This is a genomic window from Candidatus Sulfurimonas baltica, assembly GCF_015265455.1.
Taxonomy (GTDB): domain Bacteria; phylum Campylobacterota; class Campylobacteria; order Campylobacterales; family Sulfurimonadaceae; genus Sulfurimonas; species Sulfurimonas baltica.
The window spans coordinates 1,446,068-1,458,318 of the sequence record NZ_CP054492.1 but is presented as its reverse complement, the minus strand read 5'-3'; the positions used below and the strand labels follow the sequence as shown (position 1 = coordinate 1,458,318).

General features: G+C 33.0%; 10 protein-coding genes and 1 pseudogene. 3 read left to right on the top strand and 8 right to left on the bottom strand.

Annotated elements, in window-relative coordinates; genetic code table 11:
- Positions 1-100 precede the first annotated feature (100 nt).
- A pseudogene (locus HUE88_RS07360) lies at positions 101-334 on the top strand (aminoacyl--tRNA ligase-related protein); the annotation flags it as partial.
- 39 nt (positions 335-373) lie between these two features.
- Here the strand turns inward: HUE88_RS07360 and HUE88_RS07355 are convergent.
- The 4 genes from HUE88_RS07355 to HUE88_RS07340 all read right to left on the bottom strand — a co-directional run bounded on the left by HUE88_RS07355 (position 374) and on the right by HUE88_RS07340 (position 6,543).
- Positions 374-1,576 (bottom strand): IS256 family transposase, encoded by a 1,203-nt coding sequence (locus HUE88_RS07355; RefSeq protein ID WP_194368085.1) that lies wholly within the window; start codon positions 1,574-1,576, stop codon positions 374-376.
- A 155-nt stretch (positions 1,577-1,731) separates the two neighbouring features.
- Positions 1,732-2,328 (bottom strand): outer membrane protein, encoded by a 597-nt coding sequence (locus HUE88_RS07350; RefSeq protein ID WP_194368084.1) that lies wholly within the window; start codon positions 2,326-2,328, stop codon positions 1,732-1,734.
- A gap of 12 nt (positions 2,329-2,340) precedes the next feature.
- A complete protein-coding gene (locus HUE88_RS07345; RefSeq protein ID WP_194368083.1) occupies positions 2,341-2,628 on the bottom strand; it encodes a hypothetical protein in 288 nt (95 codons plus the stop codon).
- 9 nt (positions 2,629-2,637) lie between these two features.
- On the bottom strand, positions 2,638-6,543 hold the full coding sequence (locus tag HUE88_RS07340; RefSeq protein ID WP_194368082.1) for an Ig-like domain-containing protein: 3,906 nt from the start codon (positions 6,541-6,543) through the stop codon (positions 2,638-2,640).
- Between the two features lie 204 nt (positions 6,544-6,747).
- Here HUE88_RS07340 and HUE88_RS07335 point away from each other — a divergent pair, with 204 nt between their 5' ends.
- Complete coding sequence (locus HUE88_RS07335; RefSeq protein ID WP_194368081.1) at positions 6,748-8,604, top strand: 7TM diverse intracellular signaling domain-containing protein; 1,857 nt, start codon at positions 6,748-6,750, stop codon at positions 8,602-8,604.
- Positions 8,591-9,316, top strand: coding sequence for a response regulator (locus HUE88_RS07330; RefSeq protein WP_194368080.1), 726 nt, complete (start codon positions 8,591-8,593; stop codon positions 9,314-9,316). The genes HUE88_RS07335 and HUE88_RS07330 overlap by 14 nt, the downstream gene beginning before the upstream one ends.
- Positions 9,317-9,906: 590 nt before the next feature.
- Here HUE88_RS07330 and HUE88_RS07325 read toward each other — a convergent pair.
- The 4 genes from HUE88_RS07325 to HUE88_RS07310 are packed head-to-tail and all read right to left on the bottom strand — an operon-like array spanning position 9,907 to position 12,103.
- A complete protein-coding gene (locus HUE88_RS07325) occupies positions 9,907-10,773 on the bottom strand; it encodes an IS3 family transposase (protein WP_229860027.1) in 867 nt (288 codons plus the stop codon).
- 11 nt (positions 10,774-10,784) lie between these two features.
- Positions 10,785-11,084 carry a transposase gene (locus HUE88_RS07320; RefSeq protein ID WP_194368079.1) on the bottom strand — a complete coding sequence of 100 codons (300 nt, stop codon included), beginning with the start codon at positions 11,082-11,084 and terminating at the stop codon, positions 10,785-10,787.
- 45 nt (positions 11,085-11,129) lie between these two features.
- Positions 11,130-11,753, bottom strand: a complete 624-nt coding sequence (locus HUE88_RS07315; protein ID WP_194368078.1) for an N-terminal phage integrase SAM-like domain-containing protein — start codon at positions 11,751-11,753, stop codon at positions 11,130-11,132.
- Positions 11,753-12,103: a helix-turn-helix transcriptional regulator gene (locus HUE88_RS07310; protein ID WP_194368054.1), complete on the bottom strand. Its 351-nt coding sequence runs from the start codon at positions 12,101-12,103 to the stop codon at positions 11,753-11,755. Before HUE88_RS07310 ends, HUE88_RS07315 begins: the two co-directional genes overlap by 1 nt.
- Between the last annotated feature and the right edge of the window lie 148 nt (positions 12,104-12,251).

Below are 12,251 nucleotides of genomic sequence, written 5' to 3'. Positions count from 1 at the left end.
TAGTGGCCCGTTTGGTGCGTTTTTTGCAATTTTTACCATTTCTTTTTACAGGAATTAGTGCAGTTTGTAGTGCTTATTTTAGTTTTAGCTTCATCATTTAATTGACCAAGAAGTGTGGTTACCGGTGCAAGCAACTTACCGTGAAATCCCTTCAATCAGCAACACAAGAGAGTTCCAAGCAAGACGTGCGAAAATCCGTTTCAAAGATGGAAAGAAAAATAGCTTTGTAAATACACTTAACGGTAGTTCTCTTGCTGTTCGTAGAACTTTAGTAGCTATCATGGAAAACAATCAACAAGAAGATGGAAGTATTACTATTCCTAAGGGAGTGTAATAAATTCTGTGTCAACACCTAATTTCTCTTAAAATTGTATCATAATCCTAAAGCGTCTTTTAATCTCTCCTTGAAAAATATATTGAGTTGAGAGATTGTGAGGCTCCAATTATGTATCGGCATAGTCCATTTTTTCTCAGCGTTTCTTATTCCAGCAAACAGTAATTTTAATAGGCTATTATCATTTGGGAAGGCTCCTTTTGTCTTTGTCAATGTTCTAAATTGGCGATGTATGGATTCAATGATATTGGTAGTGTAGATAATGCGTCTAATAGGCTCTGGATACTTAAAATAGTTAGATAAATTATCCCACTTATTTCTCCAAGATTCAAATACAATAGGGTATTTTTTGCCCCATTTTGACTCAAGTTTATCTAATGCCAGTTCAGCTTCTTCTTTTGTGAAAGCTTGATAAACGCTTTTAAGCTCGCCTACGAATATTTTCTGATCTTTAGATGCAATGTATTTAACGCTGTTGCGTATTTGATGGACTATACAGAGTTGAATTTCTGTATCTGGAAATACAGCATTAATAGCTTCAGGAAACCCCTTTAGCCCATCTATGGAAGCAATGAGAATATCCTGTACTCCACGGTTCTGTAAGTCAGTAAGAACCTGTAGCCAAAATTTAGCGCCTTCACTTTCATTGAGATATAATCCTAATATCTCTTTTTTGCCTTCGAGATTTACCCCGAGTACGGTATAAAAAGCTTTAGAAATGTAATGACCATCTTCTCTCACTTTATAGTGAATAGCGTCCAGGTATATGAATGGATATATCGCGTCAAGCGGTTTTATTTTCCACTCTTCAAGCATTGGTATTAGTTTATCAGTAACGGTGGTAATAGCTGGCTTAGAGAAGTGTACACCATAGATATCTTCTATGTGTTCGGTAATCTGCGAGTAGCTGCTTCCTAAGCTAAAGAGTGAAAGCATCTTTTTTTCTATTTCATCTGATAGATGTGTTTGGCTTTTTTTCACAATTTGAGGCTCAAAACTTCCATTGCGGTCTCTTGGAGTCTCTAGTTCAAACTCGCCATGCTCAGTTCTCATGGTTTTTGACATATAACCATTTTTACGATTCTTTTGAAGGTCTTGAGCTAGATGAGATTCTAGCTCTGCTTGTAGTGTCATCTCTGTAATCTGTCTAACTAAATCTGTCAGAGCGCCATCTTTACCAGATAAGCCTTTTCCTGATTTTATCTTCTCTGCAAAATCCGCAACATCTATTTCTATTTTCATCTGTATTTCCTTCTGTGTGTTCAATTTTACCAAATTGACACAGAATTATTTACAGTCCCATTCCTAAAGTTTTGAAGCCTTATTTGGGGATGTAGATTCTTCTTTTTATACTGAATAGGCAGATTGAACTGCCTATTAACTGCCACTATTCTCTCCTAAAATAGATACCTAAACCCAACATTCACATTGTGAGCACTGTTATGTGTTAATTGTGATTGTGCATTGAGTAGGTCTATCATAGTTGTATGATTCATAAAGTTGAGTTCATACTTCATAGTAAGTTCTATATTGTTTGAAAGTGGGTATCTTGCACCTAGGTTAATACCACCCATGTATGAGTCTGAGTGTATATCATTATCTGTAGTGTTTACAGGGTTTTTAGACCATGTAAGTTGTGAGTATCCAAGTTGTGCACCAATGAAGGGTGTGACTTGATTGTACTCTCCTACTTTAAACTCTGTAGCTAGGTAGAAGTTATTTTCATAGGTATCATCTTGTTCTACTCTTTGGTAGTTAAGAGATATATCTACATTTTTAGAGTGGTGGTATCCTGCTTGAAGTGTAAGGTTGTATCCACTCTCTTGTATCTCATTTCCTAGGATGATTACTCCTACATTATCTCTTTGGTCAACATTCAAGTAAGAGTATCCTGCGCTTACTCCTACGAATGTATTTTTTAGGTAATTACTATCTGCTGTAGCTACACTTCCTAAGAGGAGTGTAGTTATAAGTGTTACTTTCATATAAGACATATCTATTCTCCTTTATCTTACTATATGAGCGACTCCGCTCACAAGGCATATCTTTTTATTTCCATCTATATCATGGTAAATACTTACTGTTGTATTGTCATCATCTTTAACGATAGCATCTGCGCTTAGGAGTGTTTCGTAGTTATCTATATCTGTTGCGGTTGGTGTTGTTTCACATGCAATAGTAATTGGTATAATAGTTTCACCATTTGCAAACGAGGCATCACCGCCTTCTCCACTACAAGCGTTAAAGCCTATAGTGATTAGTACTAATGTCATGATTGATATTGTATTTTTCATAGTATCTCCTTACTCTATCACTAAGTCTGTAGTGAGGTGTGCTTGTGTTTTTATATATAAAACACCATTGATGTCATCGATTTGAACATTGTTTCCAGCATCGAATGCTGTTGACTCTTTAAGAGTTCTTGAGACAATTGTTCTATCATTTTTATCTGTTGTGCTTACCCTTTCAAACTGTGTATGGGTTGTTCCATCTGTGTTGGTAATAACTACTGCTCTTATAGCGTAACCAGCTACTTCAGTAGTACCAACTTCTGTTTGTACTTCACCTGTAGCTTTAATAACTGTTGCGGCACCAACTACCTTTGAGGTAGCGATAGATGTTCCGCTTGGAGTTACAACACTATGTTCTGCAGTTCCATCAGCTTTTGCTTTTACAGAAACTTGAGTTCCATTTACATCTACTGAAGTTACAATCTCTATAGAACCATTTACATCTTTATTTATACGAGTTGAAGCTCCTACTTTTTCTGAAGTTGCTGTTGTAGTTTTACCAGCGACTGTTAGAATATGACTTGCTTCTCCTGTTACGCTTGCGTTTACTTCTAGAGATAGATTTACATCTGAGTATGTTGTTTTTACTCCACTCTCTGTAAAGGCTACTTCTGAACCATTTAGATCTGAAGTAGCTGTTATAACTTTTCCAGCCACTGTTATCTCGTGGGTTACTGTTCCGTTTGTGTCTTCTTTAGTAGAAATCGTAAGATTATTGTCAATGCTGAGTGTTGTCGTTGTACCATTTTCATCAGACTCATAATCTACAACTCCAACTTTCTCTACATCCTCTCCATCTTCGAGTGGTAGGACAGTAAAGTGAAGTATATTTGATACATTTAAATCTCCATCGCTTAGAGTAATATTTATATCACTAGAGCCTACTGCTCCATCTATAGCTTCGAAGATAAGAACATTATTAGTAAATGACACGCTTGCAAGAGAATCATCTTCTATTACTGCAGTGTATGTAAGAGGATCTTCCTCTACATCTGTACCAAGAAGAGTTATATTTACATCTACAAAGTTTTTATAAACGATTTTAGTCTCAGCTATAGCAAACTCTGGTGCATCATTTACAGGAGTTACATCTACTGTAAAAGTTTTAGATACTGCTGCATCATTTTCATCTCTTACAGTTACAGTAATAGTCACTTCACCATTAGCATCTGCTACAGTTGTTAGGTTGTAGTCAAGTGTTTGACTCCATGCTGCTTGATCTAAAGGGTTTGTCCAGTTTGGTGAAACCATAAGAATGCCAGAGTCACTTGAGGTCATTGTTACAGTTAGTGCATCGCCATCTACATCAGATATATTCAAGTCATAGCTACTAGTTCCATTATCTTCTTGAATATTTATATCAGCAAAAATTGTATCAATTGATGACATATCATTTACACCTGTTAATGCCACATCAAAAGTTTCTAATGTATCTTTCCCGTTTGATGTTGCTCTTATAGTAACCGTAACTACTCCATTTGCATCTTCTAGTGGTGTAATTACTACTTTCCCATCTACTATAGTTACTGTTACTTTAGAATTATCACTAGAAGTTACTAAGTAACTAATTTCATCACCTTCAGCATCAACAGCGTTTAGCGTTACGTTAAAGTCATTAGAATCTTCATCTTTAATAAAGTTACCAATAGTATCTATAACAGGAGCATCATCTACTGCATTTACATTTATAGTAGCTGTATAAGCAGATGTTGAGTTACTTTCACCATCATTTACTTTAAAACCTATAGTTGCATATGGAGTGCCATTTGCATTTGCAACTGGTGTGAACTTTAGGTTTGGTATATCTGCTACATTAATACCTTGATTTAGCGTTACATTTACATCACTTAGCGTTAAAGCTCCTGCAGATGGTAAAGTTGTAATATAGATAGAATCTAAACTATCTCCAACATCTATATCTGTAAAGTTAAAATCATTTGACTCAAATGTTTTATTAGTGTCTTCATCTATTGTGAAATTAAAATCATTTGCAGTTGGTGCATCGTTTACATTGTTTACTGTGATTGTAAAGTTATGGTCTACACTGTTTGTACCATCACTTAAAACTAAACTAACATTATGCTCACCTACATCTGCACTTGTTGGTGTTCCGCTTATCATATATGATGTTTCTAAAGTAGCTAATTTATTTTGTTCATTAATAGACCAAACTAATCGTCCACTTGGTGTAAGCTCAATTCCTAGTATACTTCCAGTAGTTGAGATATCACTCATTGATGAGAAATCCGCTTCTACTTTTTTTACACCTACTGCATCTGCATAGTCAGTACCAAAGTTAAACATTGGTACATATATACTTCCATCAGAAGTAATTGCTACACCTGTTGGTAAACCTACAAAATCTATACTAGCAATTTTAGTTGTGCCATCATATTTTTCTAGTTTTCTTCCTGTATATGTTGCCACATAAAGCTTACCACTAGAATCAAATTTTGGATATCCATAAACACCTGAGAGATAAACGCTAGATATACCTGTCGAAATCTCTACTTTTGATATTTTGCTTGTTCCAGCTTCACCTACATATAAAAAACCATCTTTGTAAGTTAAGCCCATTGGTGCACTCATCACTTTAAAAAGTGTTTCTCCATTCTGCGGATTTGACAAAGAGATAGTTGTGATTTTACCACTATTATAATCTGAGATATAAATATTGTCACCCACAATTTCCATATCATGTATATTTCTAGCTGATGCTTCAATATCTAAAGTTGCAAACTCTGCTGTAGTTGAGTCTGGTGTTATTTTGTAAATTGATAGTGCTACAGCTGGGTCTGTATCTGGGTATAAATAAGATTGTGCTACATATATGTTTCCCTCACTATCCATCGCTGTACCTGCAGCTCTTAGAACACTAGCTCCATAGGTTTCTATAGTAGTACTAGGCTGTGTTAATGTCAACCAGCTTGGCAATGTAGTCCCAAGACTCCATGTTAAATTATCACCATCTACATCACTTCCACCTAAAGTATAACTATAAGTACTATCCTTATCAACACTTGTGATAGGTCTACTTATAATAGTCGGTACATCATCTACTGCAGTTACATTTATAGTAACAGTATACTCACTTGTAGAGTTTAGATTACCATTATTTACTTTAAAACCAAAGCTATCATAAGGTGTACCGTTTCCATTTACAACTGGAGTGTATTTTAGGTTTGAGAGTTCTGTTGCTAAAACTCTTTGATTTAGTGTTACATTTACATCACTAAGTGTAAGAGTACCTTTTGTAGGTAAAGTTGTAACATACATAGAGTCAAAAGCATCGCCGTTTGCATCATAAAAATTTATTGCATTTGCTTCTGTATCTCCAAATATTTTAGATGTATCTTCATCTGTTGTTACAGTTATGTTTTGTGCAGTTGGAGCGGTATTATTAATGATTGTTGTATTTAAGTTTTCAGGCCATACATCGATAGGATACCCACTATCATCAGCAGGAAAATGAATATCAGATGTCAGTATTGTATATGTACCAGCAGTCGCTGGATTATTAATATCTTTTAGTACAATTTCAACGGTTGAACTAGCAGGTATTTCTTGATCTATTTTCATCTCTAATACTTTATTATTCCAACTACGACAAGTTGTGGTAAAACCAGACATATTGCTTATAGTCATACTTTGAATTGATTGATTACAATCTATTTCGTTATTATTTGCTGAAGAGTCTATAACATGCGAAAAAGTAAAAGGATAACTATACAAATTTCGATAATAAACTGAATTACCAACTGGAATCACAGTTTGGGTAGTAAATTTTACCGTATAGTTTGTTTTTGCACCTGCTAGATAGCTATCTGCTACATACGAAGTATTTGAAAGCGTCCCGGCTTGTAACACTGTGGTAAGAACCAACATTAGCATAAAAGCTTTTAATCTAAAAACTTTCATATTCTATCCCTTGTATTTATTTTGTTTGTTTTCATCTTTCTTCCTCTATTAGAATTTAAGCATAGTATACCAAAACGGTGACGGAGCGGTGACGGAGCGGTGACGGATTGGTGACGGAAAATGAATTTTTTCGTGTGCTATAATTGCACTTACAAAAAATACAGCTCTAAAATACTCCTTTAATGGATAAAAAGTGAAACGCACATGATTAAATATATTTTTACTTTTCTCTTTTTTATCACAACTCTATTTTCAGATTCAAACATTATAGTTGGTGCAAATCATAATATAAATGATAGGTTCAAGATTTCTTACATCAAAGATGAATCTGCACTTTTAAAAATTGAAGATGTAACAAACGAAGAGTTCTCCAAAACTACTACAAATAACTTTACACTAGGATATACAAAAGGTGCTCTCTGGCTTAAGTTCAGTGTCACAAATGCAAGCTTAGAAGAGCGTTTTATCATCTCACTTAATGAGAGTTTTTATGAAGTAGCAAATCTTTACTACTTCGATAAAAAATGGATAAAAAAGTCAAATGGAGTTTTTGTACCCATTCAAACTAGAGAGGTAAAAGAGAGCAAACTCTCGTTTGAGGTACCAATAGCTACTGGACAAACTCAGACTTTTTACGTACAGCTTCAAGGAAAGTACTCTTGCTTTGGTAAAGTCACTGTAGAAAAAAAGAGCTTCCTTCATTACAATAGTATTCTTAGCATGAACACTATAAATATTCTTTTATTTGGCATCTTGCTAATGATTGTACTTTTTAATCTTTTTTTATATCTCAAACTAAAAGAGAAGATATTTCTATACTATGTCGGTTACAGCTTTTTTAACCTTGTGTACATTGTAAACATGAGTGGTCTTTTAAGTTATGTAGGTTTAGGAAAGTACATCTATCACTTTCACCTCTCAGCTGCCTTTATGATAGGATTTTTAGTTCTCTTTTCACTCGAGTATCTTAAAGTAAAAAAATATCTCAAAAACTACTATAAAGCATTAAGACTACTCTCTGGAATCTTTTTTATTTTAGGTATTCTTGTATTATTCTCTTATCAACCATGGAATAAAGTTATTAACAATTTAGCAGGATTGACAAGTATTATTCTTATACTCATTTCAGTGATTATCTATTTTAAGGGCTACTCTAAATCAAAATATTATATTTTAGCCATGATGACTTACTTTGTATTTGTTGTGCTATTTACCTTTATGGTAGTGGGGCAGTTCGAGTATACATTTACTACAAGATATGGTTTTATCATTGCTTCTGCAATCGAAGCGATTATATTTTCTCTAATGTTAGCTGACAGATACAACGAGATGAAAGATGAAACGATTGCAACACAAAAAGTGCTAATAGACATAAAAAACACTACACAAGATCAACTAAAAAAAGAAGTGAGAAACAGAACAGATGATTTAACAAAGACAAATAAACAGCTAAAGCTACTCATAGATGAGAGAGAGTTGCTTTTAAGAGAAGTCTATCACAGGGTAAAAAATAACTTTCATGTCATCATCGGAATGCTATGGTTTGAAAATACAAAAGTAAGCAGTGATGCTCAAAAGTTTACAGAACTGATTAATCGTATAAAATCCATGTCTATGATACATGAGCACCTTTACAATTCCTCAGACTTAGTAAATATTAACCTTAAAGAGTATCTTGAGAAAATCGTTAGAAACCTCTCTGCCTCTTACGGAGATATAAACTTGCAAATGAGTGATATGTCAAATAAAGTTATTGTTGAGTTTGACCATGCAATCTCCATTGGAATTCTTGTAAATGAAGTTTTGACAAATGCTGTAAAACATAATCAAGAGAATAAAAATCTCAGCATTAAAATAGCCTTGTATAGTGAAGAAAATAGAATTTTTTTAATTATTCAAGACAATGGTTTAGAGTTTAAAAAAGCGAAAAATGAAGATGGCTTAGGCTTAAAACTCATAGATCAATTTTGCAAAAAACTGCCAAATTCAAACTATACTTTTAGCTTCGACAATGGCACAAAATTTAAACTTAACTTTGAGGGCACACATGCAGACTTATAATATTTTAGTAGTAGAAGATGATGTCTTTGGTCTGCAATACATGAAACATATACTTAGAACCTTAGGTTACAAAAATATATTTGAAGCGACAAATAAAGATGAAGCATTCAATATAGTTCAAAACCAGACTATAGACCTTGTCTTTATGGATATAAACATAGATGGGTCAGTAGATGGCATTACCTCTGCTCATCTTTTAAATGAACTCTATTTTCTTCCCATTATATTTACGACTGCATATGGGGACTCTGCTACTATTTCAGATGCCAGTGACACAAATATTTTTGGCTATTTAATCAAACCTTTTGAATTAAGTGATGTAGAAGCAACACTGACAGTCGCACTCAAAAAGATAAAATATGTTCATCAAAGTATCCTAAAAGTACTTAGTCCTAATAAATTTATTGATTTAGGCAACAATCAATTATATAATCTTACAAAAAAAACATTTTTCATAGACAATATGCCTGTTGATTTGACAAACAAAGAACTTAATCTGCTAGATCTACTATGCAAAAATATAAATAATAACGTCTCTAATGAAACTATTAAAACAATACTATGGGAGAACAAAAATATCTCAAACTCCACTTTAAGAGATACAATGTCAAGACTTAGGAGAAAAGTCCCTTTATTACAAATTGAAAATATTGTCAATTATGGATATATTTTAAAAGGTAGTAATACTTTTTCTAGTACAAATTTGGCATAGTTCCAAATTTAATAAAATATAGTAAAATTCACTTTTAAATATTCAATATTTACATCATCTATTATTTTATATTTTAGGCACTATACGCGTTAATGGTTGGTACTACTTTTAGTAAAATAAATATCATATTGATAGAGGAGAAATACACTGTTTTATAACGCACACGCATAGCATAAACTCCACAGCATCTCTAGCATTGCCAGTACAGAGACCTCTATCAAGTTCATTTTCTTCTTATATTTGGAACACGAAGCACTCATATTAGTTTTCAATGTTCCACAAAGTGTTCAAAAAGTAAAAACTGCAAAGTTCCACAAACCTTAAGGGATTATGGAACAAAAAAAGTTACCTTTCAAATCAGATATTTAAATCATCATCCAATCTCCCTTGAAAAAATATAAGCAATTGAAAAAGTGTTAAATTTCAGTTCCAAATACCATTGATCACTTTTTACTTGCATTTTGGATACCCATATAAAACGGAATGAAAAATGTTAGTACTCATTTAGCTATTTAATGGAAGATAAATTGAAACAAGTAGATATAGGTCCCTGGAATGGTAACTTAAATTCATACACTTTTTTATAAATTCTAAGCAACCATTTCCATTTGTAACACTTTGTTTATTTCTTCAAATTTAACAGGTGATAAGTTTCCAAGATAACTATGTGATCTGACTCTGTTATAATGAAATTCTATATATTCAAATATCTCTTGTTTTGCCTGCCTCTTCGTATAAAAATATGTCTGATACACTAAATCACTTTTGAGTGTTTTAAAGAAGCTCTCAGCCACTGCATTATCCCAGCAGTTGCCTTTTCTGCTCATGCTTTGAATTATAGAGTGTTTTTCCAATAAATCTTTATGTGCATAAGAAGCATATTGACTCCCTCTATCTGTGTGCCATAGTAACCCTTCGGAAGGGTTTCTATGCTTAATAGCCATGCTTAAGGCATCATTTACAAGTGAAACTTTCATAGTGTCATCCATAGACCAACCGACAACTTTTCTTGAGTATAAATCAATCACAGTAGCCAGATAGAGCCAACCTTCACCTGTATGGATATATGTAATATCTCCTACATATTTTTCATCTGGAGCAGATGCATAAAAATCCATGTTTAGGAGATTAGGAGCTATTGGTAAGTTATGATTAGAATCTGTCGTATTTTTATATCTTCTTTTCATGTTCACTTTTAGACCCAGTTCTTTCATGATACTGGAGATACGCTTTCTTGATACTAATACACCGTAGAGTTCTTTTAGTTTGTCTTGAATTCTTCTTGTGCCATAGTTTTTTCTACCTTGAATAAATATAACTTCAATCAAATCATTGAGTTGCTCGTCTACTTTTTTAGTAATGCATCCAGTTTTTATCCAATGATAATAAGATGTCCTATCTACCTTGAGCACTTTACTCATAAGATTAATACTAAAACTTTTTCTATGTTCATACATCCAGGCGTACTTTATAGAACTTCTTTGGCGAAGTACGCGGTCGCCTTTTTTAAAATGTCACGCTCTTGCTTTAAAAGCTTTACCTCTCGTCTGAGGCGTTTATTCTCTTCATCTAGTGTCTCTGTTGAAGATGATGTATTTACAACTCTCATTGGTATTCTATGCTCTTTTTTATAACTGCTCATCCAGTTATATAAAGTCTTTACATGTATATCTAAATCAGCTGCTATCTTTGAGACACTCTCGTTATTATTAAGTATTAATTGAATTGTGGAATCTTTAAATTCTTTGGTGTATTTACTAGTTCTCATGGACTACCTTTATTCGTTTTATTTTAACTTAGAATTATTTAAATTCTATGTATGAAATAAGGTTACCACTCCATGTGTGAAAGGATTCACAGTTTCATTTTCACTATAAGTAAAAAACTGATTTTTAACTTTTGGGGATGGTACGCTATCAAAAGGATTTTTGAGAACTAACTCATTTTGTAGTGCGCGAGTATAGATAGAGTAAAAAATGCTTCTGTATTTTCTAACACTAAGAACTTTGTATTTTGTCAATAAACGGTTTTGCCAAGATTCAATTTCCATAGGTTTTATGGAATTTAACTGTCGACCTTTGAAGTAGGGTAATATCAATCTATTATAATTACTGAGTTGCCTTATATATACATGAGGACGAACAGTTTCCTTATGAAGTAAAAAATGGATATCAGCAACACTCTCAAGAGTCGAATTATCACTTTCGACTATTACACTCGATTGTGTAGAGCTTTTTAATGCTATGAGTTCTTGAGCAAACTGTGGAAGAATCTCATTTTTTACAACAATCAAATTCTTTTTAGTTGCTTCAAGACCTGTGGATCTATTTTTTCTTTTGGCATCTATATTAAAAGCAATATGAAGCTTGCCGTACTTTTCTTTAATGGTAAATTTTATTCCTAGAACAGTAACATATGTGTTGTTATCTACTTTCATTATGCCACCCCTATAAGCATATTTGACACAATTGGATTATTTACTCTTTCAATTGGCTTTTTAAGAGATGGCAAAACTGATTTTGTCTCAACAGCTTTTACACCCTTTTTAAACTCAATAACTCCAGATGGAATAAATGTTGGAGTTCTTTTATTATTTCTATAAAAATGTTTATCTTCTATAAAATTTCCATCTTTTATATAGTTATAAATAGTTTTACGTGTTACTCCTAAAAATTTTGCAACATCATTATATGTAGTTAAACTATTTGATTGTTCTATATGTAACTGTAAAAGTAGATTCACATTCGCCTCTATTTTATTTATTTTTTCGATTAGCTCTTCAAACATGAGTAATCCTTTTTTGATTGTATTTGATTCGAAATGAAAGAACACGTACAAACGCATTCATCTTTTCTTTATCATATAGATTTGTTAGGTGAGGGTATTAACGGACACTAAAAATATCTCTATTTTTAACTCATCAAAAACAGTGTTT